Raw genomic sequence first — 24,602 nt, forward strand, 5'->3', positions numbered from 1 at the left:
GATGACGACGATCCGCTCCGGTGTCCGCTCCCGCTCACTGGCCTGGCACGCGGGCGCCCTCGCCCTGCTGCTCGTGCTGCTCTATCCGGTGGTGTGGGTGTTCACGTCCGCGGTGAAACCCGCCGAGGAGATCATCTCCAGCTTCGACATCCTTCCCTCACGGGTCACATGGGGCGGATTCGGCGCGGCCCTCGACGGCATCGCCGAGGTCCCGGCCTGGCGTTTCTTCTCCAACTCCCTGGTGCTGGCGCTGGGTTCGGTCCTCGGCAACGTACTGTCCTGCTCGATCGCCGCGTACGCCTTCGCGCGGCTGCGCTTCCGCGGCCGGGGCCCGATGTTCGCGGTGATGATCGGCACGATCCTGCTGCCGACGCATCTGCTGCTGATCCCGCAGTACACGATGTTCCAGAAGGCGGGCCTGATCGACACCTACGTACCGCTGCTGCTCGGCAAGTTCCTCGCGACGGACGCCTTCTTCGTGTTCCTCATGGTCCAGTTCGTACGGAACCTGCCGCGCAGCCTGGACGAGGCGGCGCTGATCGACGGCTGCGGCCACTTCCGGATCTTCGCCCACATCGTCCTGCCCCTCCTGCGCCCGGCCCTCATCACGACGGCGATCTTCACCTTCATCTGGTCGTGGAACGACTTCTTCGCGCCGCTCATCTACCTCCAGTCGCCGGAGAAGTACCCGCTGCCGCTCGCGCTGCGCCTGTTCGTCGACTCCACCAGCAGCCAGGACTACGGCGCGATGCTCGGCATGTCCGTCCTCTCCCTCCTCCCCGTGATCATCTTCTTCGTGGCGTTCCAGCGACTGCTGATCGAGGGCGCGGCGACGTCGGGAATGAAGGGGTGACGCCCGTGCCGGACACGACCCGCGCGACGGCCCGGCGGGACACTCCGTACGGCGAACGCTTCACGCTCTTCGCCGAGGTGATGTGGATCGGCCTGCTGGTGACGGCGGGCTCCCTGCTCCTGGTCACCTGGCCGGCGGCCATGGCGGCGGGCTGCGCGGAGATCCGCCGCTGCGTCCCCGACGGCCCGTCCCCCGGCACGGCCCGCCGCTTCCTCTCGACCTGGCGCGCGGCGCTGCGCGGCGGCACGGCGACGGGCACGCTCGGCCTCCTGGCCCTGACCTTCCTGGCCGCGGACCTGCGCCTCGCGTCGACGGCCGGGGTCCCGGGGTTCGGCTTCCTGGCGCTGGTGGTCGCGGGCGCGGCGGGCGCGGTGGTGGTCCTCCAGATCCGCATGGCGGCGACCTGGTCCGCCACGACCCACTGGCCGCGCCCCACGCTCCGGGACCCGTCCGGTACGTGGATGCTGGCGGGAGCGGTGTTCGTATCGGCGGCCTGCGTATGGCAGTTGACCCTGCTGGCCCCTTTGGTGGCGGGAGTCCTGACCTTGGCGGCGGTGGCGGTGGACCGTCGCCTCCAGGCGCCCCGAAGGGGCGCGGGGCTGCATCCATCAGCGGCTCCACCACGGGACACGAGCAACGACGAACAGGCGCCCCGAAGGAGCGCGGGGCTGCATCCATCAGCGGCTCCACCACGGGACACGAGCAACGACGAACAGGCGCCCCGAAGGGGCGCGGGGCTGCATCCATCAGCGGCTCCGCCGCGGGACGCGAGCAACGACGAGCAGGCGCCCCGAAGGGGCGCGGGGAACTGCGCGACCAGCCACGACGTCGTCGCATACGCCGACGAAAGGCGCGCCACTCACGGCGAGAAGGCGGCACTCAGGGGCGCGGGGCTGTATCCATCAGCGGCTCCGCCACGGGGCGCGACCGGCCACGACGGCTCCGCACCCGCCCACATCCCGGCACCTCGCGCGAGCGAAAGCGCACCTAAACCCAGGGGGACCCCATGAACGAACCCGGAAAACCGCGGAGCGGAACCGTGGGCGCCGAAGACGTGGCGGCCCGAGCCGGAGTCTCCCCCTCCACGGTGAGCCGCTGCTTCGCGACCCCGCACCAGGTCCGCCCGGAGACCCGGGCCCGCGTCCTCGCGGTGGCCGAACAGCTCGGCTACCGCCCCAACCGCATAGCCCGCTCCCTGGCCCAGGGCCGCACCCACACCCTGGGCCTGATCGTCCCCGACATAGCGAACCCCTTCTTCGCGGTGATCACGAAGGCGGTCCAGTCCCGGGCCCGCCGCAAGGACTACGCCGTCTTCCTCGCCGACACCGACGAACACCCGGACGACGAGTACGAGTTGGCGCACACCCTGGCGGGGCAGGTCGACGGCCTGCTCCTGGTGTCCCCGCGGATGACCGGTGACCACCTCGCCGAGATCGTCCACCGGGTCCCCAGCGTCCTGGTCAACCGCGACGCGGCCGGCATCCCCTCCGTCACGGCCCCCAGCGACGACGGCCTGCGCCAGGCGGTGGCCCACCTGCACGCGCTGGGCCACCGCCACCTGGCCCTGATCCTGGGTGCCCGCAACTCCTGGTCGAGCGAGCAGCGCGGCCACGCGGTCCGGTTCGCCGCGGAGCAACTGAGCCTGAAGGTGACCGAGTTCGGCCCGCACGAGCCGAAGTTCCACACCGGCACCCAGGTCGCCGACCTCGCCCTCGCGGCGGGCGCGACGGCCGTGATCGCCCACAACGACCTGATGGCCCTCGGTGTCCTCTCCCGCCTCGCCGACCGGGGCGTACGCGTCCCCGACGACGTGAGCGTGGTCGGCGCCGACGACACGCTGCTCGCCACGACCTCGACCCCGGCACTGACCTCGGTCCGCATCCCCCTGAACGCGCTCGGCGAACGAGCCGTCGACCTGATGCTGCACCGCCTGGCGAACCCGGACACGAAGACCCCCCACCGAACGGTCCTGGAGAGCGAGTTGATCGTCCGCCGCTCGACGGGCCCCGCCCCCCGAAAGGACGCCTGACCATGACCGCACGACGCCGCGCCGCGATCATCGGCACCGGCCACCGCGCCCAGATGTACACGAAGGCCCTCGCCGCCCGAGCCCACTACGACGTAAGCCTCCTCTCGGACACCAGCCCGACCCGCATGGCCCACCACAGCGCGCTGCTCACCTCCCTCGGCTCCCCCGAGGCCGCGACCTGCGCCCCCGCCGGCTTCGCCGAGGCCCTGCGCGCGCACCGGATCGACGAGGTCGTGGTCACCACGGTCGACGCGACGCACCACACGTACATCACGACGGCCCTGGAGGCGGGCTGCCGCGTGGTGACGGAGAAGCCCATGACGACGGACGCGGCGAAGTGCGCCTCGATCCTCGGCACGCTCGACCGCACCGGCGGCGATCTGTCCGTCACGTTCAACTACCGCTACAACCCGGCCCACGAGAAGGTCTGGCAGCTCCTGCACGACGGCGCGATCGGCGAGATCCGCTCGGTCCACTTCGAATGGCTCCTGGACGTCCGGCACGGCGCGGACTACTTCCGCCGCTGGCACCGCGAGAAGCGGCACAGCGGCGGCCTCCTCGTCCACAAGTCCGGCCACCACTTCGACCTGGTCAACTGGTGGCTGGGCGCGTCCCCCTCGCGGGTCCACGCGGAGGGCGGCCTGGTCTTCTACGGCCGCGACAACGGCGAACGCACGGGCCTGCGCCGCGACTACGTCCGCGCCCACGGCTCGCCGGAGGCGGCGACGGACCCCTACGCGATCGACCTCACCGCCGACCCGAACCTCGACTCCCTCTACGTGCGGGCGGAGGCGGCCGGGGACTCCGACTACGTCCGCGACCGCAACGTGTTCGGCGACGCCATCGACATCGAGGACGACCTCGCGCTGCTGGTCCGTTACGACACCGGCGCCACGATGACGTACCACCTGACGGCGTACTCCCCCTGGGAGGGCTACCGCGTCATGTTCAACGGGACGGGCGGCCGCCTGGAGCTGGAGGTGGAGGAGAACACCTGGCAGCCGCCGCGCACCCCGTCCGGCGCGGGCGCCGAGCACGGCGGCGTGGTGATGGCCAACCCGGGCCGTACGACGATCCTGCACCGCCCCCTCTGGGAGGCCCCGCGCGAGGTCACGTACGAGAAGGCGGCGGGCTCCCACGGCGGCGGCGACCTGCGCATGCTGAAGGAGCTCTTCGGCCCGCTCGGTGACGGCTCGGACGCGGGCGCGGCCCCGGCGGCGGGGAAGGGCGCGACGGCCCGGGACGGGGCGCTGGCGCTGGCCGTCGGCGTCGCGGGGAACGAGTCGCTCGCGACGGGGCGGCCGGTGGAGACGGCGGGGCTGTGGTGACCGGGCCGTTCAGCGGGGCCCCATCACGCAGAACGGGTGCCCCGCCGGGTCGGTGAGCACCACGAACCCGCCGGACGCGTCGCCCGGCTGGAACTCCGGCCGTCCCGCGCCGAGTTCGAGGAGCCGGGCCGTCATCCCCTCCAGGTCGTCGGTCCTGAAGCACGCGTGCAGCTGCTGCGGCACGTCCTGGCCCGGCCAGGAGGGGGCGCGGTAGTCGTCGACGCGCTGGAAGCCGATGAAGAAGCCGTCCGGCCGCGTGACCCCGGCGAACTCGGCGCAGGAGCGCTCGTGCAGCGCGTATCCGGTGGCCTGCCGGTAGAACGCGGCGAGGGCGAGCGGATCGGCGCAGTCCAGGGTGATCGCGTCGACGGTCATCGTGGGCGCGGCGTCGGTCGTCGTCATGCCGCCACGCTAGGACGGCCGCCCGGTCACCCACGATCGAGTATCTCGCTCCCCGGACACGCCTCGTCCGCCGCTACTCCTGCTCGTCCTCCGGCAACGACACCAGCCAGCGGGTGTCCTGGCGCGGGCGCAGGTAGAACACCCAGTACAGGGTCGCGACGGCCGTGATGCCACCGGTCCAGAGCAGGTACGTGACGTCCTGCTCGACCAGGATGTACGCCATCACCGCGATCAGCAGCACCGGCACGGCGGGCCACAGCGGCATCCGCCAGGCGGCCTTGTCGCGGTGGCCGCCCCGGCGGGCCAGCAGCGTGGCGACGGCGACGAGCAGGTACATGCCGGTGACGGAGACGCCCGTCACGCCGTACAGGGTGTCCAGGTTGACGAAGCAGAGCGCCGCGCCCGGGATGCCCACGACCAGCGTCGCGACCCACGGCGAGCCGAAGCGGCCGAGCTTCGCGAGGCCCCGGTTGACCGGCTCGGGCCACGCCTTGTCACGGGCCGAGGCGAACAGGACCCGGGAGTTCTGGATGACCATGACGATGCCCGCGTTGATGATGGCGAGCGCCACGCACAGGGACACGAACGTGCCGACGGCCGAGTTCGACCATGCCTCGACCATGCCGCTGATGTCGCCGGAGGTGAGCGCGGAGAGGTCCTTGGCGCCCATCGTGATGGCGACGACGGGCACGATGATGATCACGGTGGAGATGGCGAGCGTGGCGAGGACCGTGCGGGCCACGGACGTGCGCGGGTTCTCCAGCTCCTCGGAGAGGTAGACGGCCGTGGAGAAGCCCTGGGTGACGAAGAGGGCGATGGCGAGGCCGGACACGACCAGCATCGCCGTCACCGTGTCGGTGTGGCCGCCGTCGCCCGCCACCTGCATCGAGACGAGGGAGCCCGCGCCGCGCTCGGAGTGCGCGAAGCCGAGGACCGCGACGACGGCCGCCGCGATGACCTCCAGGACCAGGAAGACGCCGGTGATCCACGCGTTGGCGCGCAGGTCGAGCAGGCCCGCGAGGGTGGCCAGGAGCATGACGCCCGCGCCCGCCACCGACGGGTCCAGGTGGACGAGCGGCGCCAGGTAGTCGGCCGTGCCCATCGCGATCACCGGGGGCACGATCATCACGACCAGCAGCGACAGGACGAAGACCAGCCAGCCGGCCAGGCGGCCCGCGAGCGTCGTCACCATCGCGTACTCGCCGCCCGCGCTGGGGATCAGGGTGCCGAGCTCCGAGTAGCAGAACGCCACGCCTATGCACAGGAGCGAGCCGATGGCGATGGTGAGGGCCGTCGCCGTGCCGAGGTCGCCGAAGAGATCGGGGACGACGACGAAGAGGGTGGAGGCGGGTGTCACGCACGACAGCGTGAGCAGGGTGCCGCCGACGACACCGATGGAGCGCTTGAGCTTCTGCGGGGACGCCCCCGGTTCCGTCACGTCCTGGGGGACGGCGGTCGGGCGAAGCGTGTCGGTCATGGAGCGGATCCGATCGACTGGTGCGGCGAGGGTGCGGGCGGGAGCGCTATCGCCTCCGAAGGCTGAACAGGCTGGTGAAGTGGGGTGGTGCATCGCTCCCGGCGCGTCATCGAACATCGCCGGTATCCGGAACGTCAACGGCCGTTTCCCTACGGAATCCGCACACCGGGAACCGTCCAACTGGCCGCCGATCTTTAGCTGTTCGCAAAGTCAGCCATTTTCAGTGCCTCGATACGGCGAATTGACCTTGCTATCCAAGGTTCATCGACGCTTCCACTTGCCGTACCCGTTTCGTCCACTACGTACGGGAACCGCAGGCGCGTCGCCGAACTCCGCCGGAAATTGTCCGCAGTCCGGACAGTCGGCCCGCCCAGGCTGCCCGTTTTGTCCCCCGACTGGCGTCCACCGCCTCCTCTCCCGTTAAAGTCGCTCCCTCTTCATGCACACAGCAAAGTCACAACAAGGGGCGGGGACCATCACATGAAGCACCTACGGACCGTGGCATGGGCGGGCATAACCGTCGCCGCGCTGACCGCGACGACCGCGTGCAGCGCGGACAACGTCAAGCGGGCCGCCGGCGCCGTCGACAAGGCGGACGCGATCATGGCCGCGTTCGGCCGCGCCACGGACAAGACGGAAGAGCTCGGTTCGGCGCGGGTGAAGATGACGACCACGCTGCCGAGCACCGGGCCGATCGTCATGGACGGCACGTACAGCTGGAGCGACGGTCTCGCGTTCGACGTCGAGATGGACACCGCTCAGGTCAAGATGCAGACCCTCACGGCTTCGAAGAAGATGCACGCGCTGTTCGTCGACGGCGCGTACTACTACGACATCGATCCGCAGCCCTCCGGCCCGCTCAAGGGCAAGGAGTGGATGAAGATCGACGCCTCCGCCATGTTCGGCAAGGACGGCTCGGCCGCGATGCAGGGCGGCGCCGACCAGAGCCCGACGCAGTCGCTCAAGCAGCTCAAGTTCGCGAGCGACGTCAAGGATCTGGGCGAGGGCAAGGTCAACGGGCAGACCGCCACGCACTACCGCGCGACGCTCGACAAGAAGGCGATGGGCAAGCTGAACGACGCCTACAACGGCGACACCACCGCGCACAAGATGCTCGGCGACGTCGACCGGATCACGATGGACGTCTGGCTGGACGGCAAGGACCTCCCGGTCCGCATGACGCAGGAGATGGGCACCATGACCGTCTCCATGGACTTCGCGAAGTTCGGCGGGGCGAAGCACATCACCCCGCCGCCCGCGACGCAGACCGGTGACCTCACCCAGGCGTTCAAGGACATGCAGGCGCAGCAGCAGGGCTGACGGGTACACAGGAGACGCAGGAATCACCGAAGGGGCCCCGGCCGTCACACGGACGGCCGGGGCCCCTTCGGTCACGTACAGGCGACTCAGTGGTTGCGCGGGAAGCCCAGGTCGACGCCCTCCGGAGCCTCGGACGGGTCCGGCCAGCGGGTCGTGACGACCTTGCCGCGGGTGTAGAAGTGCGTGCCGTCGTTGCCGTAGATGTGGTGGTCGCCGAAGAGGCTGTCCTTCCAGCCACCGAAGGAGTGGTAGCCGACGGGGACCGGGATCGGCACGTTGACGCCGACCATGCCGGCCTCGATCTCCAGCTGGAAGCGGCGGGCGGCGCCGCCGTCCCGGGTGAAGATCGCGGTGCCGTTGCCGAAGGGGGAGGCGTTCATCAGCGCCACGCCGTCCTCGTACGTGTCGACGCGCAGGACGCACAGCACCGGGCCGAAGATCTCGTCCTGGTAGGCCTTGGCCGACGTCGGCACGTTGTCGAGGAGCGAGAGGCCGATCCAGTGGCCCTTCTCGTGGCCCTCGACCGTGTAGCCGGTGCCGTCGAGGACGACCTCGCAGCCCTCGGCCGCGGCGCCCGTCACGTACGAGGCGACCTTGTCGCGGTGGGCGGCCGTGATGAGCGGGCCCATCTCGGACGTCGGGTCGTTGCCGGGACCGATCTTGATCTTCTCGGCGCGCTCCTTGATCTTGGCGACCAGTTCGTCACCGATGGAGCCGACCGCGACGACGGCCGAGATCGCCATGCAGCGCTCGCCCGCCGAGCCGTAGGCGGCCGAGACCGCGGCGTCGGCGGCGGCGTCCAGGTCGGCGTCGGGCAGCACCAGCATGTGGTTCTTGGCACCGCCGAGCGCCTGGACGCGCTTGCCGTTGGCCGAGGCGGTGGTGTGGATGTGGCGGGCGATCGGGGTCGAGCCCACGAAGGAGACCGCGGAGACGTCCGGGTGCTCCAGGAGGCGGTCGACGGCCACCTTGTCGCCGTGCAGGACGTTGAAGACGCCGTCGGGCAGACCGGCCTCGCTCAGCAGCTCGGCGATCTTCATCGACGCCGACGGGTCCTTCTCGGACGGCTTCAGGATGAACGTGTTGCCGCACGCGATGGCGAGCGGGAACATCCACATCGGCACCATGGCCGGGAAGTTGAACGGCGTGATGCCGGCCACGACACCCAGCGGCTGGCGGATCGAGGAGACGTCCACGCGGCTGGCGACCTGCGTCGACAGCTCGCCCTTCAGCTGGACGTTGATGCCGCAGGCCAGGTCCACGATCTCCAGACCGCGGGCCACCTCGCCGAGCGCGTCGGAGTGCACCTTGCCGTGCTCGGCGGTGATCAGCTCGGCGATCGCGTCGCGGTTGGCGTCGAGCAGCGCGCGGAAGCGGAACAGGATCTCCGTGCGCTTGGCGAGCGAGGACTGGCCCCAGCTCGCGTACGCCTCCTTGGCGGCGGCGACCGCCGCGTCCACCTCAGCGACCGAGGCGAAGTCCACGTGGGTGGTCACTTCGCCGGTCGCCGGGTCGGTCACCGGGCCGTGGTTGCCCGACGTGCCCTCGACGGTCTTGCCGCCGATCCAGTGGTGGACCAACTTCGTGTCAGACATGTGGGCAACTCCTGTTGTGACAGTTACGTCCGGTGGTTCTAGAGGTGGTGACGTCGGGCGGTGAGGTGCCGTTCGTACTCCTCCCGGGCCTTGACGGTCGACGCTCGGTCCGCCGTCTCGGCCACGGGCACATCCCACCACGCCTGCGCGGGGGGCGGGCCCGACACTGTGTCTGCCGTTTCGGTCTCGACGTAGACACATGTGGGACGGGTCGCGGAGCGGGTGGCCGCGAGCGCCTCCCGCAGCTCACGGACGGTCTTCGCCCGGTGTACGTCCATGCCGAGGCTGGCCGCGTTGGCCGCGAGGTCGACGGGGAGCGGGGCGCCGCTGTACTCCCCGTCGCCGTCCCGGTAGCGGTACTGGGTGCCGAAGCCCTCCGCGCCGACGGACGCGGAGAGGCCGCCGATGGACGCGTACCCGTGGTTCTGCAGGATGACGACCTTGACCGGGATGTTCTCCTGCACCGCGGTGACCAGCTCCGTCGGCATCATCAGATACGTGCCGTCGCCGACCAGCGCCCACACCGGGCGGCCGGGCGCGGCGAGCGCGACGCCGAGGGCGGCCGGGATCTCGTAGCCCATGCAGGAGTAGCCGTACTCGACGTGGTACTGGTCGCGGGACCGGGTCCGCCACAGCTTGTGCAGATCGCCGGGCAGGGAGCCCGCCGCGTTGATGAGGATGTCGTCCGCCGTCGCCAACTCGTCGAGCGCACCGAGGACTTGGGTCTGTGTCGGGCGTACGAGGTCGTCGTCGGCGGCGTAGCAGGCGTCGACGCGGTACTCCCAGCGCTCCTTGTCGTCCGTGTACTGGGTGACGTGGGCCGGTTCGGCGCGGTACGCCTTCCCGAGCGCCTTGCGCAGCGCCGTCAGGCCCTCGCGGGCGTCCGCCACCAGCGGCAGCGCGGCCAGCTTGTGCGCGTCGAACGCGGCGACGTTCAGGTTCAGGAAGCGGACGCCGGGGTCCGTGAAGAGCGTGCCCGACGCGGTGGTGAAGTCGGTGTAGCGGGTGCCCACGCCGAGCACCAGGTCGGCGGTGCGCGCCAGTTCGTTCGCGGTCGCCGTGCCGGTGTGGCCGATGCCGCCGACGTCGGCCGGGTGGTCGTACGGGAGCGCGCCCTTGCCCGCCTGTGTGGCGGCGACCGGGATCCGGGTCGCGTCCACGAAGGCCCGCAGCGCCTCTTCCGCACCGCTGTGGTGGACGCCGCCGCCCGCGACGATCAGGGGACGCCTCGACTCCTTCAACGCCTTTGCGGCGGCAGCCAGTTCACTCGCGTCGGGGGCGGGTCGGCGGACGGTCCACACGCGGTCGGTGAAGAACTCCAGCGGCCAGTCGTACGCCTCCGCCTGGACGTCCTGCGGGAGGGCGAGGGTGACGGCGCCCGTCTCGACCGGGTCGGTCAGGACGCGCATCGCCTGGAGCGCGGCCGGGACCAGCTGCTCGGGGCGGGTGATCCGGTCGAAGTACTTCGACACCGGGCGCAGGCAGTCGTTGACCGACACGTCACCGGCGTACGGGACCTCGAGCTGCTGGAGCACCGGGTCGGCGGGGCGGGTCGCGAACACGTCGCCGGGCAGCAGCAGGACCGGGAGGTGGTTGATCGTGGCGAGGGCCGCGCCGGTGACGAGGTTGGTCGCGCCCGGGCCGATCGAGGTGGTGACGGCGTGCGTGGAGAGGCGGTCCGACTGGCGTGCGTAGCCGACCGCGGCGTGCACCATCGCCTGTTCGTTGCGGCCCTGGTGGAACGGCATGTCGTCGGCGTACCGCAGCAGCGCCTGGCCGAGCCCGGCGACGTTTCCGTGGCCGAAGATGCCCCAGGCCCCGGCGATCAGGCGCTGCCGGGCGCCGTCGCGCTCCGTGTACTGGCAGGTCAGGAAGCGGACGAGAGCCTGCGCCGTCGTCAGCCGTACGGTCGAGTGCCCGCTCTTCTGGACGGTCGCGGTCATCGGTATCCCTCCGTCACGTGATCGGGGTGGAAGCAGATCTTCCATTCCCGCTCCTCCCCCGGCCCCGCCATCACATTCAGGTAGTACATGGCGTGTCCCGGCTGGGCGATCGACGGGCCGTGCCAGCCGTCGGGGACCAGGACCGTGTCACCGGTGCGGACCTCCGCGAGCAGGTCGGTGCCGCCGGGGCGGGACGGGGAGACCCGCTGGTAGCCGTAGCCTCCGGGGCCCTCGATCTCGAAGTAGTAGATCTCTTCGAGCTCCGACTCCTCGCCCGGGCGGTGCTCGTCGTGCTTGTGGGGCGGGTACGAGGACCAGTTGCCGCCCGGCGTGATCACTTCCACGGCGATGAGCTGGTCGCAGTCGAAGGTCCCCGCCGCGGCGAAGTTGCGGACCTGGCGGGCGCTGGTGCCCTCGCCGCGGTGCTCGACGGGTACCTCCGGCGCGGGGCCGTAGCGGACGGGGAGTCGTCGTCCGCACTTCGCTCCTGCCAGGGCGAAGCGGCCTCCCGCACCGGAGGCGATCTCTGCGCGCGTGTCGCGCGGAAGGTACGCGAAGTCGCTCGCGCCGCTGAACACACTGTCCCTGCCCAGCAGTTCGATGATCCGCTCCGAGGTGTGCACGGAGCAACCGCCGGAGAGCGGAAGCACGATCCATTCACTCTCGCCGGTGTCGAAGGCGTGCCGCTGCCCGGGCTCCAGTTCGACGACGCGCAGGCCCGCACGGGACCAGGGCGCCTTGCCCGGGATGTTGTCGGGGTCCACGTGCAGGGCGTAGGGGCCGTCGGCGGCGCTGCCTGCGGGAAGGTACGTCATCCCCCCACTCTCCTCTCTCGTCCTTGCGCCGGCGCTCTACAGGAGGCCGACGGCCGTGTCGACCGCCGCCGCGACGTCGTCGCCCGGCGGGTACAGCAGCGACCTGCCGACCACCAGGCCCTGGACGGTGGGCAGTTGGAGGGCCGCGCGCCATTTCTCGTACGTGGCGTCCTGGTCGCCGTCCTTGATGTCGCCGCCGAGCAGGACGGCGGGGAGCGTGGACGTCTCCATGACGCGAGCCATGGTGTCCGGGTCGTCGACGACGGGGACCTTCAGCCAGGTGTAGGCGGAGGTGCCGCCGAGGCCGGACGCGATCGCGAGGGAGCGGGTGACGGCGTCGGCTCCCAGGTCGTTGCGGAGCGCTCCGGTGGCGGGGTCCCGGCGGGAGACGAACGGCTCGACGAAGACCGGGAGTTGACGTTCCGCCATGCCGTCGACGGCTCGGGCGGCGGCCTCCAGGGTGCGTACGGATCCCTCGCCCGGCTCCTCGTAGCCGATCCGCAGCAGCAGCTTGCCCGCGTCGAAACCGAGGCGGCGCAGGTCGTCCGGGCGGTACCCGGTGAACCGGTCGTCGAGCTCGAAGGAGGCGCCGGCGAGGCCGCCGCGGTTCATGGACCCGATGACGACCTTGTCCTCCAGGGCGCCGAGCAGCAGCAGATCGTCCAGCACGTCGGCGGAGGCGAGCACGCCGTCCACGCCGGGGCGGGACAGGGCGAGGCAGAGCCGCTCCAGGAGGTCGGCGCGGTCGGCCATGGCGTGGGCCCGCTCCCCCGCGGCGAGCGCTCCGCGGGCCGGGTGGTCGGCGGCGATGATCATCAGGCGGGCGCCGGGTGCGGGCAGCAGTGCGCGGCGCGTCCGTCTGGCGGCGGCCTCGGCGACCGCCTCCGGTCGTTCGGCCCGCACTCTCGCCAGCCCCCGAAGATCCCATCCCCCCGGCACCCCGGGGCTCCGCCCCGAACCCCGCTCCTCAATCGCCGGAGGGGCTTGATTTTGCAGAGCCCCATCAGGGGCGCGGGGAACTGCGCGCTCAACCCCCACCGGCCCGCCGTCGACGACGAGAGACTCAACGTCACGACTCCCCCCGACCACCCGGGAATCGACATCGCGGCGATCCCCGACCACCCGCCCAGTCGAGATCGCCGCCTCCACCTCGTCCGCTCGCGGCATCGCCGAAGAGCACTCAAGACGGGACGCCACGATCGCCCCGGCCGCGTTCGCGTACCGCATGACCCGCTCCAGGTCCCACCCGGCGAGCAGCCCACGGCACAGCGCGCCGCCGAACGCGTCCCCGGCCCCGAGCCCGTTCAGCACCTCGACGGGCAGCGGCGGGACCTCGACCGACTCCCCGCCGGAGGTCATCGCCAGCACCCCCCGGGGCCCCTGTTTCACCACTGCGAGCCGCACCCCGTACGACAGCAACTTCCGTGCGGCGGCGACCGGTTCACGCTCCCCCGTGGCGATCTCGACCTCGTCGATGTTGCCGACGGCGACCGTGGCGTGCCGCAGCGCCTCCCGGTAGAAGGGGCGCGCCTCCTCGGGAGCCGCCCAGAACATAGGCCGCCAGTCGAGGTCGAACACCGTGTGCTCGACCCCCGAACGGTGCGCGAGGGCCGCCAGCGTGGCACCGCGGCTGGGCTCGGCGCTCAGCCCCGTACCGGTCGTCCAGAAGATCCGGGCCGCGCCGATCGCGTCCAGGTCGAGTTCCTCCGCCGCGATCTCCAGGTCCGGCGCCGTGGGCTGACGGTAGAAGTAGAGCGGGAAGTCGTCCGGCGGGAAGATCTCGCAGAAGGTGACGGGTGTGGGCAGCCCGTCGACCGGCGTCACCCAGCGCTCGTCGACCCCGAACTCCCGCAGCTGGGAACGGAGATAGTCGCCGAACGGGTCGCGCCCGGTCCGGCTGATGGTGGCGGTGCGCAGGCCGAGTCGGGACGCCGCGACGGCCACGTTCGTCGAGGAACCGCCGAGGAACTTGCCGAAGGAGGACACGTCCGCGAGGCCCACATTGGCCTGCAGCGGATAAAGGTCCACCCCGATCCGCCCCATCGTGATCAGGTCGAGCTCGGTGCGGGCCATGCGGGATCCCTTCGACAGCGGTCGGTAGCACCGGTCTAGTCGCGCTCTCCGCCCCCTGTCAACAGTTTGTCCTGACATTCGGACCAAGGCTTGACACTCTTCCCCGGAGGCCGAAGGCTGATTCCATGACGACGTTGTCACAGCGCATCCGCATCGGCTCGGCACCCGACTCCTGGGGCGTCTGGTTCCCCGACGACCCGCGACAAGTCCCCTGGCAGCGGTTTCTCGACGAGGTCGCCGAGTCCGGTTACGAGTGGATCGAGCTCGGCCCGTACGGATATCTGCCGACGGATCCGCGGGTCCTGACGGAGGAGACCGGGCGGCGCGGCCTGAAGGTCTCCGCCGGCACCGTCTTCACCGGCCTGCACCACGGCCCGGCCGTGTGGGAGAAGACCTGGGAGCACGTCTCCTCCATCGCCGCGCTCACCCAGGCCATGGGCGCCCGCCATCTCGTCGTCATCCCGTCCTTCTGGCGCGACGACAAGACGGGGCAGGTCCTCGAGGACTCCACGCTCACCGCCGAGCAGTGGAGGCAGCTGGCCGGCCAGACGGAGCGGCTCGCGCGCGAGGTCGGCGACCGGTACGGCCTCCAGGTCGTCGTCCACCCGCACGCCGACACCCACATCGACACCGAGGAGAACGTCACCCGCTTCCTCGACGCCACCGACCCGGCACTGGTCTCGCTCTGCCTGGACACCGGGCACTACGCGTACTGCGGCGGCGACAACGTGAAGCTGATCGAGACGTACGGGGAGCGCATCGGCTATCTGCACCTCAAGCAGGTGGACCCGGCCGTCCTCGCCGACGTCCGCGCTCAGGGGACCCCCTTCGGGCCGGCCGTCGCACAGGGCGTGATGTGCGAACCCCCGCGCGGCGTGCCGGAGTTGGAGCCGGTCCTCGCCGCGGCCGGGCGCCTCGGCGTCGACCTCTTCGCGATCGTCGAGCAGGACATGTACCCGTGCGAACCGGAACGGCCGCTGCCGATCGCCCGTCGCACCCGGGGCTATCTCAGGTCGTGCGGCGTGTAGCACCATCGGCGGATGAGTTCTCGTGCCCCTCGCGCACCGAGCCCCGCACGGTCCGCCATCCGCCCCGCGCGCTGCCCCGACGGCACCTGGGAGACCGCGTCCGCCCGGGCGCACCCGCGGCTGCGTCCGGGGGTGATCGGCTACCGCGGTTTCCGGCTCGCCCTCCCGGAGCCGCGCGCCCGCCTGGAGGCGCCGATCGGCGCGGTGACGCTGATGCTCGGCTTCCACGGCTCGATCCGCATCACGGAGGCGACCGGCGGCTGGGTGGGCGTGGGCGCGAAAGGCGGAAGGAGCGGGGAACACCGGGCGAACGGGGAGGCCGCCCGTCCGGCCGGGCTGCGTACGGCCGAGCTGTCCTCCGTCCTCTCCGGCATGTCGACCACCCCGGTCCTCGGCGAGCACGACGGCCATCTGGCGGGTGTGGAGGTGCTGTTGACCCCGTGGGCCGCGTTCTCGGTCTTCGGTACGCCGCTGCACGAACTGTCCGGCTGGAAGGTGCACCCCGACGAGCTGGGAGCGCTCCCCTCCGCCGCGGTCGCACAACTGGCTCATGAGTTGGGTGAGTTGCCGTCCTGGCGGGTCCGATTCCGATGGCTGGACGCCACGTTGGAACGCTGGCTGGAGTCGGGACCGCACGCGGCGCGCGGCACCGTGCAGGCCTGGTACACGCTCACCCACAGCGGCGGCGCGATCCCGGTGACCCGGATCGCCGATCAGGTCGGCTGGAGCGTACGGCACCTGGAGAACCGGTTCCGCGAGCAGATCGGCCTCAGCCCGAAGGCCGCGGCCCGGGTGCTGCGGCTGCAGCGCGCCCGGCGGCTGCTGTGCGCCGGCTCCACCCAGGCCGAGACGGCCGCGGCCTGCGGCTACTACGACCAGGCGCATCTGAGCGGCGAGTTCAAGGCGCTGACGGGGTGCACGCCGCGCGAGTTCTTCCTCGCGCGCGGGGTCCGCGTCGACCCGGGCGGGCCGCCCGGCACCGACCGGCTCGCCGGGGAGGCGACGAGCCTGGTCCTGCGGCGCGCGCCCCGCCCGGGCAGTGCGCATTACTCCAAGACCGGCGGTCACCACTGAGGCACCCTTGTCCCCTCGGGCCGCGTGGCCACGCGGCCGGGGGGATGCGGGGGACGGTGGGCCGGGTCTGGCGCAGCAGGCCCGGCCCACCGCGCTGCCCCTCTTTGCGCCGGTACATGCGCTCTCGGCGCGCCCCCTTTGCATCACTCACGTCACAAACGCCCCTTTACTGTCACGCATGTCAGCCCTACGCGGGTTCTGCGTCACAGGCGTCCCACAGGCCCTCCCTTCCACTCTGTGCACGTCGTTCTCCGGGCACAGGGTGAGTGATCACCGGCGGCCACCCCCGAGCCGCCGAGCGACACCCGCCAGGGAAGGGAGCCACTGATGGCCGACCGCAGGCTCTGGTCGTACAAGGAGATCGCCGCGCACATCCGCGTCCAGCCCGACACCGTGCGCTCGTACCGCAAGCACGGTCTGCTGCCCCCGCCGGACCACGTGGAGAGCGGCAAGCCGTACTGGTACGCGGACACCGTGCGGGCGTGGGTGGAGTCCCGCCCGGGAAACCGCGGTCGCAGAGACTGAGCGCGACCGCCGAGGAGCCGGGCCCCCGGATTGCCACCCGGGGTCCCGGCTCCCGTGCGTCGCTAGGCGGGGACCACGCCGTCGTCGTACGCGGACCAGAGCGCGGCGTAGGGGCCACCGGCCGCGACGAGCGTGTCGTGCGGGCCGTCCTCCACGAGCCGGCCGCCCTCCAGGACGAGGATGCGGTCCGCCCGGGCCGCGGTCGTCAGGCGGTGGGCGACGACGATCGTGGTGGGCGCGGCCGTCGCGGCCTCCACCGCGCGTCCCACCGCCGCCTCGGTGGCCAGGTCGAGCGACGCGGTCGCCTCGTCGAGCAGCATCAGGTCGGGGCGGACCAGCCGGGCCCTGGCCAGGGCGATCAGCTGGCGCTGGCCCGCGGAGAGGTTCCGGCCGCGCTCGGCGAGCCGGTGCCCGTAGCCGCCCCGCAGACCCGCGATCATCCGGTCGGCGCCGACCTCCCCGGCCGCCGCGTACACCTCGGAGTCGGAGGCGCCGGGACGGCCGTACGCGATGGCGTCGCGCACCGTCCCGCCGAACAGGTAGGCCTCCTGCGGCACGAGCCCGATGCGGCTGCGGTAGGCGGTGCCGTCCATCTCGCGCAGGTCCACGGAGTCGACCTCGACGGCGCCCCGGGTCGGCAGGTACATCCGCGCGACCAGCTTGAGCAGGGTCGACTTGCCCGCGCCCGTGGTGCCGACGACGGCGACCGTCTCGCCGGGGCCGATCCGCGCGCTGATGCCGTCGAGCGCCCGCTCGGCGCCGCCGTCGTACGCGTAGTGCAGATCGCGCAGGACCACCTCGCCGCGCATCCGCCCGCCGCTGCCGAAGGCGGGCAGCGGCTGCGGGCGGTGCGGTTCGGTGACGGTGGGCCGCTCGCGCAGCAGTTCGCGGCAGCGGCCGAGGCCGACGCGGGCCCGCTGGTAGCTGTCGAGGAGCTGCGAGGCGTTGCGGATCGGGCCGAAGACGAGGCCGACGTAGAGCAGGAAGGCGACGACGGTCCCGGTGGAGGCCGCGCCGTCCGCGACCCGCCAGGCACCGACGCCGAGGATGAGGGCGGTGGTGGCGTCGGAGAGGAACTCCACGGTGGAGAAGAACCACGCCAAGTACCGCTGGGATCCCATCTGCAGGGCCCGCTGCTCCTCGGCGAGCACCCGGAAGCGGGCGGCGCTGCGGCCCTGCCTGCGGTACGCCTGTGTCACCCGCACCCCGTCGATGGCCTCCTGGAACGCGTTGTTGACCTCCCCGAGCTGGGTGCGGGCGCGGTCGTACTGGCGCTTGGAGAGGCGCGCGTACCACCAGCAGGCGACGGCGAGCACGGGCGCGACGGTGAGGACCGCGAGGGTCAGGGCGGGGTCGAGGGCGAGCATCATCGCCAGCACTCCGGCCAGCAGCATGGCGCTGACGGCGGAGTCGAGCAGCGCGTTCTGCAGGAAGTCCCCGATCGCGGCGACGTCACTGACCATCCGGGTCACGGCCGCGCCGCCGGACTCCCGCTCGAAGTAGTCGAGGCCGAGCCGCTGCAGATGCGCGAACATCTTGATCCGCAGCTCGTACAGGATCCGCTCGCCGGTGCGGGCGATGGCCCTCATCTCCACGGTGAACACGGCCCAGTTGGCGACGGTGGTGGCCAGCAGGGCGCACGCGACGACGGTGAGGGCGAGGCCGTCGCCACGCCGTACGCCCATGTCGACGGCGGCGCTGACCAGCCGGGGGGCGAGCATCAGCAGCGCGGTGTCGGCGACGAGGAGCGCGCCGATGGCGAGCAGCCGGGCGCGGTAGGGGCGCAGCAGCCTGCGCAGGGTGAAGTCGGGGTCGGCGGCGCGGGCGCGGTCCTCGTCGACGTCCGGGACGCGGTCGGGCACGCCGTCGTTCTCTTCGACGGCTTGCCCGGAGCGCTCCGCCGACGTCGGCACGGGAACGTCGAGGTCGGGCCGCTCCGCCAACTCCCCCAGGATCAGCTCGCGGTAGCGCGGGCAGCGGGCGGTCAGCTCGTCGTGGGTGCCGGTGTCGAGGACGCGGCCGGCCTCCAGGACGGCGATGCGGTCGGCGAGGCGGAGCGTGGAGCGGCGGTGCGCGACGAGCAGCACGGTGCGCCCGGCCAGCCGGGCGCGCAGCGAGCCGTGGATGGCGGCCTCGACCTTGGGGTCCACGGCGGAGGTGGCGTCGTCGAGGACGAGGACGCGCGGGTCGGCGAGCAACACCCTTGCCAGCGCGAGGCGTTGGCGCTGCCCGCCCGAGAGAGACAGGCCCTGGGCGCCGAGGACGGTGTCGTAGCCGTCGGGCAGGGCGCGGACGAAGCCGTCTGCGTGCGCGGCCTCCGCGGCGGCGCGCACCTCGGCGTCGGTGGCGTCGGGCCGGCCGAAGCGGATGGTGTCGCGCACGCTCTCGGAGAACAGCAGGCTCTCCTCGAAGGCGATGCCGACGGCGCCGCGCAGTGTGTCGAGCCCCAGTTCGCGTACATCGGTGAGCGCGTCGGCGGGGCCGACCCGGACGGCGCCCGCGTCGGCGTCGTACAGCCTGGCGAGGAGTGCGCCGACCGTGGACTTGCCGGAGCCGGAGCCGCCGACCAGGGCGAGGGTCTCCCCCGGGGCGATGGTGAGGTCGAGCCCGTCGAGGGCCGGTGCGGCGCCGGGCACGTGGGCGAAGGTCACCCCGTCGAACGCGACGGCGAGCGCCCCGGACCCGAGCGCGACGGGCTTCTGACACTCCCTCACCTCTACGTCCGCATCGGCGAGTTCAAAGATCCGGACGAGTCCGGAACGGGCCTCCTGGGCCTTGCCGACCATGGTGGAGAGCATGCGGACCGGGCCCATCATCGCGGCCAGGTAGGTGGTGAAGGCGACGAAGGTGCCGAGGGTGATGTCGCCGCGCACGGCGAGCCGGCCGCCGAGCAGCACGACCCCGAACCGGGCGGCGCCCGGGAGCAGTTCGCCGAGCAGTCCCGCGTAGCGGGCGGCGATGTAGCGGCGGTGGACCCGGGCGGCGAACAGGCGCCGGGCCAGGCCGACGTAGCGGTCGGTCTCGGCGTCCTCCTGGGCGAAGCCCTTGACGACGCGGACGCCCGCGACGTTGGACTCGACGGCCTCGGAGGTCTCCCCCGTGCGCTCCTGGACGGCCCGGTCCGCGGGGTACGTCCGGTCCCGGGAGTGCCGGGCGAGCAGCGCCATCGGGGGCACGACCGCGAGGGCGACGCAGGCGAGGAGCGGCGAGAGGACGAACATCACGGCGAGGGTGAGCAGCAGCGTCAGGCCGTTCTGCGCCAGGAGCGGGAGCATGCCGGTGAGGTCGCGCACCACGGCGACGTCGTTGACGGCACGGCTGAGTACGTCCCCGGAGCGCAGCCGGTCGAGCCGGCGCCCGTCGATCTTCTGGATGGCGCCGTGCAGCAGCAGGCGCAGGTCGCGCTCGACGCCCCACTGCACCGCACCGGCCCACCAGCGGCGCGTCCAGGAGGCGCCGAACTGGGCGACGGCGACGGCCAGCAGCAGCGCGAGCCAGGGTGTCGCGGACTCCCGGCGGGCGACGATGACGTCGTCGACGACCCGGCGGATGATCAGTGGGGCGGCGGTGGTGAGCAGTACTCCGGCCATGGCGCCGAGGCAGGCGAGCACGACGGCGCGGGGTCGTGACCAGCACATCCCGGCGAACCGGTGCAGCCAGCCCTGCCCCGCGTGTTTCTCCCCGCTCCCGCCCGACATCGCGCCATCCCCTTCACCGTTCCGCCCCGCCAAACCGAAGCAATCTGGCAGCACCACGCATTCGGGGCAACTGGTTTTCGTCGCCGGGCGCGGGTGGGTGGGGGTTGCTCGCGCAGTTCCCCGCGCCCCTTTCGCCTGCGCGTCTGCCGGTGCGCTGGTTGTGCGACTGCGGCGCCGTCGTGGCTGGTCGCGCAGTTCCCCGCGCCCCTGAAGGCATGCGCTCCGCGCAGCCTCCCCGGGGCGAGCGAAGCTCGCTTCAGGGGCGCGGGGAACTGCGCGAGCAACCACGACGCACCAGCAGGCAGCGACGGCGGGACGGAGTTACGGCGCTCAAGGGGCGCGAGGAACTGCGCGACCAGCCACCACCCACCCGCACCAGGCGACAAACCAGCCCCCACCACGGCAAGCAGCCGTCTTTCAGGGGCGCGAGGAACTACGCGACCAGCCACCACCCACCCGCACCAGGCGACAAACCAGCCCCCACCACGGCNAGCAGCCGTCTTTCAGGGGCGCGAGGAACTACGCGACCAGCCACCACCCACCCGCACCAGGCGACAAACCAGCCCCCACCACGGCNAGCAGCCGTCTTTCAGGGGCGCGAGGAACTACGCGACCAGCCACCACCCACGCGCACCCGGCACCGAACCGCACCCCCTACGGCGCGAACGGCTCGACCACCGTCACCCCGGCCCCCCGAGCCGACCCCATAGCGGCGAGCGCCCCCGCCGCGCCCTCCAGCCCGATCACCGACGTCACCAGCAAGTCGGGCCGCACCACCCCACCCCGCACCAACTCCAGCATCCCCGGATACGCATGCGCGGCCATCCCATGGCTCCCGATCAGCTCCAGCTCCAGAGCCACCGCCCGCCCCATCGGCACCACCGGATCCTCCGGCAACAACCCCACCTGCACATGCCGCCCCCGCCGCCGCAGCGACCCCACGGACGCCGCGCACGTCACCGCCGCCCCGAGCGCGTCGAGCGACAGATGCGCCCCGCCGCCGGTCACCTCCCGCACCGCCGCCGCGACATCCCCCACCGCCCCGGCGTCGACGCACTCCACGGCACCGAACTCCCTGGCCAGTTCCAGCGCCCCGGCCGACACGTCCACCGCCACCACCCGCGCCCCGGCCGCCGCGGCGATCATCACGGCGGACAGCCCGACACCCCCGCACCCGTGCACGGCCACGAACTCCCCGGCCGCGATCCGCCCCTGCTGCACCACGGCCCGGTACGCGGTGGCGAACCGGCATCCGAGCCCGGCCGCGGTGGTGAACTCCATGCCCTCCGGCACCGCCACCAGGTTCACGTCGGCATGGTCCAGGGCCACGTACTCCGCGAAGGATCCCCAGTGCGTGAACCCCGGCTGCGTCTGCCGCTCGCACACCTGCTGGTCCCCCGCCGCGCACGCCGCGCACCGCCCGCAGGCGCACACGAACGGCACGGTCACCCGGTCCCCGACGCTCCATCCCCGCACGTCGTCACCCAACTCGGCGACAACACCGGCGAGTTCGTGCCCGGGTACATGCGGGAGCACGATGTCGGGGTCGTGCCCCATCCACCCGTGCCAGTCGCTGCGGCACACCCCCGTGGCCGCCACCCGGACGACCGCCCCGTGCGGCGCGGCCACCGGATCGGGCACCTCCCGCACCTCGGCCGGTTCACCGAACCGCTCGAAGACAACCGCACGCATGCGCCACCCCTTCCCGCTCCACCGATGATCTCCGCCCCACGCTAAGGGAGCCGACTCACCACGACTCGGCCCCCTTCACCGGCCCCTGCGGCAGCGCCCGCGCCCCCTTGCCGGCCCGCAGCTTCAGCGCGATCAGCGGGAAGACGAGCACGGACACCATCGCGGCGCCGACGAGCGCGGCCGCCTCGTCGGTGGGCAGCGCCCCGTCCTCGACGCCGATGGTGGTGATGGCGACGACGAGCGGCAGCGCGGTCGAGGAGAAGAAGGTGAGGGCGGTCCGGTCGCGCCCGCCCAGGTCGTCGGGCGCGAAGAAGTAGACCGGCACCCCGCGCACCACCAGGAACAGCACCAGGAAGACCGGCAGCAGCACCAGCGCCTTGCCCCCGTCGAGCAGCGACCGCAGGTCGAAGTCGATCCCGGTGACGATGAAGAAGATGGGCACCAGGAAGCCGAAGCCCATCGCCTCGACCTTCGCCACGACCTCGTGCGCGCTGTCGGGCGCGGCCCCGTGCAGCACGAGCCGGACGATCATCCCCGCGGCGAACGCCCCGAGCAGCGTGTCCACACCGAGCGCCTGCGAGGCCCCGAGCATCAGGGCGAGCAGCAGCACCACGAGCCGCACCGCGAACTGCCCGCTGCTGTGCAGGGTCTTGGCGATGACCCGCGAGAACCACGGCGGGCGCGGCCGCATCGCCCAGACCACGGCGAACGCGGTGATCGCGGCGAAGGCGAGCAGCAGCAGCGCCGAGTCGAGCGGCGAGCGTCCGCTGAGCAGCAGCGCCATCGCGATGATCGGCCCGAACTCCCCCACCGCGCCGAACGCCATCATCACGTCGCCGAACCGCGAGTGCAGGTCCCCGGAGTCGCGCAGCACGGGCAGGATCGTGCCGAGCGCGGTGCTGGTGAGGGCGGTTCCCACGTACACGCCCTTCGGGTACGACCAGTCGGCGAGCGCGATGGCGAGACCGAGGCCCACGACGAGCGCGACGATCCACGCCCAGGCGGACCGTTTGAGGGTGTCACCGCGGATCTTGTCGAACTCGATCTCGTACCCGGCGAGAAAGATCAGCATGGCGAGCCCGAGGTCGGACAGGGCGTCGATGCTCTCCCCGTGGCTGGAGGCCCAGCCCAGCACATCGGGCCCGACCACGATGCCCAGCACGATCTCGAAGATGACGAGCGGAACGGGCAGCCAGCGCCCCGCGCCGTAGGCCAACAGCGGTGCGAGGACCGCGATGACCATGATCAGAATGAGCGTCCCGGACTGCGACATAGCGGGTGTCTACCATAAACTTCCGACAAATCACCCATAACCGCCGCACAGCCGCCGCCAGTTAAAGGGAAGTCAGAGGGAACCGCCGTGACGCAATCCCAGCCCTCCGGGGCACCGCAGGCCCGCATCCCCCAGCAGCCCCCACCCCCGGGACCGCAGATCCGCCCGGGCCTCTGGAAGCGCTGCCTGTGGGGCGGCCTGGCCCTCTGGGTCCTGACGGCGATCGTCACCTACGCCACCAAGAACACCACTCTTCTGCCCACCCTCATCATGCTCGGCAGCTTCCTCGTGCCGGCGACCTTCGTCCTGTGGGCGTACGAGCGACACGGCCGCGACCTGGGCGTGAACCTGATCCTGGGCTGCTTCCTGGTCGGCGGCATCCTCGGCGTGCTCGGCGCCTCGGTGATGGAGTACTACCTCGTCCACCCGTCGGTGTGGATGTTCGTCGCCGTCGGCCTGATCGAGGAAGCGGTCAAGCTGCTCGCCCTCATGTACGTCCTTCATCGCCATCCGCGCATCAGCGGCCTGCGCGCGGGACTGATCCTGGGCGCCACGGTCGGCTTCGGCTTCGCCGCGTTCGAGAGCGCGGGCTACGCCTTCAACGCCGCGGTCACCATGAAGGGCATCGACCTGCGCTCCCTCCTGGAGACGGAGGTCCTGCGCGGCCTGCTGGCCCCGTTCGGCCACGGTCTGTGGACGGCGATCTCCGGCGCGGTGCTCCTCTCCTTCCGCAGGCCGAACGGCCGCTACCGCTTCACGGCCCCGGTGATCCTCACCTACCTCGGCGTCTCCCTGCTGCACGCCCTGTGGGACTCGATGCACGGCATCGCCATCTGGCTGGTGGCCCGCCTGACCACCAGCGGCCTGGACCGCGCGCTCTTCGCCCAGGGCTACATCCCCGAGCCGACCGACGCCCAGAAGCACCTCTTCACCCTCTTCTCGGTCGGCGGTCTCATCCTGATCTCGCTGCTCGGCCTCGCCTGGGTGCGCTCCCTCGCGCGCCGCGACCCGTCTTGGAAAAATACCCCCTAGGGGTATAGAGTCGAGCGCGTCAGGAGATGCCGGGGGTACTCGGCACCCACTACTCCACGCCCCCTAGGAGAACGACATGAGCGCCCACACCGAGCTCCCCCAGATCGGTACCGAGTCGGCCGGCTCCTGCTGCGGCGGCGCCTGCCACACGGACGGCACCCCCGCCGCCGAGGGCGCCGTCACCACCGTCTACCAGGTGAAGGGCATGAGCTGCGGGCACTGCGAGGGCGCGGTGTCGAGCGAGATCTCCGAGCTCGCGGGCGTCTCGTCGGTCAAGGCGGTCGCCGCCACCGGCCAGGTCACCGTCGTCTCCGCCGCCCCGCTCGACGAGGAGGCGGTCCGCGCCGCGGTCGACGAGGCGGGCTACGAGCTCACCGGCCGGGCCTGAGCACCCGTACGCCCCTGCGGGGCCGGGGCATCACCCCGGCCCCGCCCCTCATAGGCT

19 protein-coding genes and 1 pseudogene are annotated in these 24,602 nt (G+C 71.9%); 10 read left to right on the plus strand and 10 right to left on the minus strand.

What is annotated here, in order from left to right:
- Position 1: 1 nt before the first annotated feature.
- From B072_RS0119440 to B072_RS0119455, 4 genes are read left to right on the plus strand one after another with little or no spacing between them, the layout of a single operon-like run.
- Complete coding sequence (locus B072_RS0119440; RefSeq protein WP_018531641.1) at positions 2–853, plus strand: carbohydrate ABC transporter permease; 852 nt, start codon at positions 2–4, stop codon at positions 851–853.
- A gap of 5 nt (positions 854–858) precedes the next feature.
- Positions 859–1,863 carry a hypothetical protein gene (locus B072_RS45605; RefSeq protein WP_158689208.1) on the plus strand — a complete coding sequence of 335 codons (1,005 nt, stop codon included), beginning with the start codon at positions 859–861 and terminating at the stop codon, positions 1,861–1,863.
- Between the two features lie 29 nt (positions 1,864–1,892).
- The gene (locus B072_RS0119450; protein ID WP_018531643.1) at positions 1,893–2,882 is read left to right on the plus strand and encodes a LacI family DNA-binding transcriptional regulator; all 990 of its coding nucleotides are present in this window, start codon (positions 1,893–1,895) and stop codon (positions 2,880–2,882) included.
- Positions 2,883–2,884: 2 nt separating this feature from the next.
- Positions 2,885–4,210, plus strand: coding sequence for a Gfo/Idh/MocA family protein (locus B072_RS0119455; protein ID WP_018531644.1), 1,326 nt, complete (start codon positions 2,885–2,887; stop codon positions 4,208–4,210).
- Positions 4,211–4,219: 9 nt separating this feature from the next.
- Here the strand turns inward: B072_RS0119455 and B072_RS0119460 are convergent, their stop codons facing one another.
- Positions 4,220–4,612 (minus strand): VOC family protein, encoded by a 393-nt coding sequence (locus B072_RS0119460; protein WP_018531645.1) that lies wholly within the window; start codon positions 4,610–4,612, stop codon positions 4,220–4,222.
- Positions 4,613–4,685: 73 nt separating this feature from the next.
- Positions 4,686–6,089, minus strand: coding sequence for an APC family permease (locus B072_RS0119465; RefSeq protein ID WP_018531646.1), 1,404 nt, complete (start codon positions 6,087–6,089; stop codon positions 4,686–4,688).
- 480 nt (positions 6,090–6,569) lie between these two features.
- Between B072_RS0119465 and B072_RS0119470 the strand changes: the two genes are divergently transcribed.
- Positions 6,570–7,409, plus strand: a complete 840-nt coding sequence (locus B072_RS0119470; RefSeq protein WP_018531647.1) for a hypothetical protein — start codon at positions 6,570–6,572, stop codon at positions 7,407–7,409.
- Between the two features lie 86 nt (positions 7,410–7,495).
- Here the strand turns inward: B072_RS0119470 and mmsA are convergent, their stop codons facing one another.
- From mmsA to iolC, 5 genes and pseudogenes are all read right to left on the minus strand, one after another.
- Positions 7,496–9,004, minus strand: a complete 1,509-nt coding sequence (gene mmsA, locus B072_RS0119475; RefSeq protein ID WP_018531648.1) for a CoA-acylating methylmalonate-semialdehyde dehydrogenase — start codon at positions 9,002–9,004, stop codon at positions 7,496–7,498.
- A gap of 38 nt (positions 9,005–9,042) precedes the next feature.
- Positions 9,043–10,947, minus strand: coding sequence for a 3D-(3,5/4)-trihydroxycyclohexane-1,2-dione acylhydrolase (decyclizing) (iolD, locus tag B072_RS0119480; RefSeq protein WP_018531649.1), 1,905 nt, complete (start codon positions 10,945–10,947; stop codon positions 9,043–9,045).
- Positions 10,944–11,762 (minus strand): 5-deoxy-glucuronate isomerase, encoded by an 819-nt coding sequence (iolB, locus tag B072_RS0119485; RefSeq protein WP_018531650.1) that lies wholly within the window; start codon positions 11,760–11,762, stop codon positions 10,944–10,946. The genes iolD and iolB overlap by 4 nt, the downstream gene beginning before the upstream one ends.
- Positions 11,763–11,798: 36 nt before the next feature.
- Positions 11,799–12,578 carry a Cgl0159 family (beta/alpha)8-fold protein gene (locus tag B072_RS49960; RefSeq protein WP_420707558.1) on the minus strand — a complete coding sequence of 260 codons (780 nt, stop codon included), beginning with the start codon at positions 12,576–12,578 and terminating at the stop codon, positions 11,799–11,801.
- Positions 12,579–12,878: 300 nt separating this feature from the next.
- Positions 12,879–13,835, minus strand: a pseudogene (gene iolC, locus B072_RS43535) (5-dehydro-2-deoxygluconokinase); the annotation flags it as partial.
- Positions 13,836–13,960: 125 nt separating this feature from the next.
- On the opposite strand from iolC, the gene B072_RS0119495 reads away from it, so the two are divergent.
- The 3 genes from B072_RS0119495 (at position 13,961) to B072_RS0119505 (ending at position 16,462) form a co-directional block, all read left to right on the plus strand.
- Positions 13,961–14,863 carry a sugar phosphate isomerase/epimerase family protein gene (locus tag B072_RS0119495; RefSeq protein ID WP_018531652.1) on the plus strand — a complete coding sequence of 301 codons (903 nt, stop codon included), beginning with the start codon at positions 13,961–13,963 and terminating at the stop codon, positions 14,861–14,863.
- Positions 14,864–14,875: 12 nt separating this feature from the next.
- Entirely contained in the window at positions 14,876–15,937 is a 1,062-nt protein-coding gene (locus B072_RS43540; protein ID WP_078506489.1) for a helix-turn-helix domain-containing protein, read from the plus strand.
- Between the two features lie 327 nt (positions 15,938–16,264).
- The gene (locus B072_RS0119505; protein WP_018531654.1) at positions 16,265–16,462 is read left to right on the plus strand and encodes a helix-turn-helix transcriptional regulator; all 198 of its coding nucleotides are present in this window, start codon (positions 16,265–16,267) and stop codon (positions 16,460–16,462) included.
- 62 nt (positions 16,463–16,524) lie between these two features.
- Here B072_RS0119505 and B072_RS0119510 read toward each other — a convergent pair whose 3' ends face one another.
- From B072_RS0119510 to B072_RS0119520, 3 genes are all read right to left on the minus strand, one after another.
- The gene (locus tag B072_RS0119510; RefSeq protein WP_018531655.1) at positions 16,525–20,160 is read right to left on the minus strand and encodes an ABC transporter ATP-binding protein; all 3,636 of its coding nucleotides are present in this window, start codon (positions 20,158–20,160) and stop codon (positions 16,525–16,527) included.
- A 654-nt stretch (positions 20,161–20,814) separates the two neighbouring features.
- Positions 20,815–21,852, minus strand: a complete 1,038-nt coding sequence (locus tag B072_RS0119515; protein ID WP_018531656.1) for an alcohol dehydrogenase catalytic domain-containing protein — start codon at positions 21,850–21,852, stop codon at positions 20,815–20,817.
- Positions 21,853–21,907: 55 nt separating this feature from the next.
- Positions 21,908–23,125: a cation:proton antiporter gene (locus tag B072_RS0119520; RefSeq protein ID WP_018531657.1), complete on the minus strand. Its 1,218-nt coding sequence runs from the start codon at positions 23,123–23,125 to the stop codon at positions 21,908–21,910.
- Positions 23,126–23,212: 87 nt separating this feature from the next.
- Between B072_RS0119520 and B072_RS0119525 the strand changes: the two genes are divergently transcribed.
- Positions 23,213–24,157 carry a PrsW family intramembrane metalloprotease gene (locus B072_RS0119525; RefSeq protein WP_018531658.1) on the plus strand — a complete coding sequence of 315 codons (945 nt, stop codon included), beginning with the start codon at positions 23,213–23,215 and terminating at the stop codon, positions 24,155–24,157.
- A 76-nt stretch (positions 24,158–24,233) separates the two neighbouring features.
- Positions 24,234–24,545 (plus strand): heavy-metal-associated domain-containing protein, encoded by a 312-nt coding sequence (locus tag B072_RS0119530; RefSeq protein WP_018531659.1) that lies wholly within the window; start codon positions 24,234–24,236, stop codon positions 24,543–24,545.
- The last annotated feature ends 57 nt before the right edge of the window (positions 24,546–24,602 follow it).

This window comes from Streptomyces sp. HmicA12, assembly GCF_000373565.1.
Classification (GTDB): Bacteria; Actinomycetota; Actinomycetes; order Streptomycetales; family Streptomycetaceae; genus Streptomyces.

Coding starts and splice junctions, on each gene's coding strand:
- B072_RS0119440 (WP_018531641.1), top strand. CDS start 2: ATGACGACGATCCGCTCCGGTGTCCGCTCCCGCTCACTGGCCTGGCAC.
- B072_RS0119455 (WP_018531644.1), top strand. CDS start 2,885: ATGACCGCACGACGCCGCGCCGCGATCATCGGCACCGGCCACCGCGCC.
- B072_RS0119460 (WP_018531645.1), bottom strand. CDS start 4,612: ATGACGACGACCGACGCCGCGCCCACGATGACCGTCGACGCGATCACC.
- B072_RS0119465 (WP_018531646.1), bottom strand. CDS start 6,089: ATGACCGACACGCTTCGCCCGACCGCCGTCCCCCAGGACGTGACGGAA.
- B072_RS0119470 (WP_018531647.1), top strand. CDS start 6,570: ATGAAGCACCTACGGACCGTGGCATGGGCGGGCATAACCGTCGCCGCG.
- mmsA (WP_018531648.1), bottom strand. CDS start 9,004: ATGTCTGACACGAAGTTGGTCCACCACTGGATCGGCGGCAAGACCGTC.
- iolD (WP_018531649.1), bottom strand. CDS start 10,947: ATGACCGCGACCGTCCAGAAGAGCGGGCACTCGACCGTACGGCTGACG.
- iolB (WP_018531650.1), bottom strand. CDS start 11,762: ATGACGTACCTTCCCGCAGGCAGCGCCGCCGACGGCCCCTACGCCCTG.
- B072_RS49960 (WP_420707558.1), bottom strand. CDS start 12,578: ATGATCATCGCCGCCGACCACCCGGCCCGCGGAGCGCTCGCCGCGGGG.
- B072_RS0119495 (WP_018531652.1), top strand. CDS start 13,961: ATGACGACGTTGTCACAGCGCATCCGCATCGGCTCGGCACCCGACTCC.
- B072_RS43540 (WP_078506489.1), top strand. CDS start 14,876: ATGAGTTCTCGTGCCCCTCGCGCACCGAGCCCCGCACGGTCCGCCATC.
- B072_RS0119505 (WP_018531654.1), top strand. CDS start 16,265: ATGGCCGACCGCAGGCTCTGGTCGTACAAGGAGATCGCCGCGCACATC.
- B072_RS0119510 (WP_018531655.1), bottom strand. CDS start 20,160: ATGTCGGGCGGGAGCGGGGAGAAACACGCGGGGCAGGGCTGGCTGCAC.
- B072_RS0119515 (WP_018531656.1), bottom strand. CDS start 21,852: ATGCGTGCGGTTGTCTTCGAGCGGTTCGGTGAACCGGCCGAGGTGCGG.
- B072_RS0119520 (WP_018531657.1), bottom strand. CDS start 23,125: ATGTCGCAGTCCGGGACGCTCATTCTGATCATGGTCATCGCGGTCCTC.
- B072_RS0119530 (WP_018531659.1), top strand. CDS start 24,234: ATGAGCGCCCACACCGAGCTCCCCCAGATCGGTACCGAGTCGGCCGGC.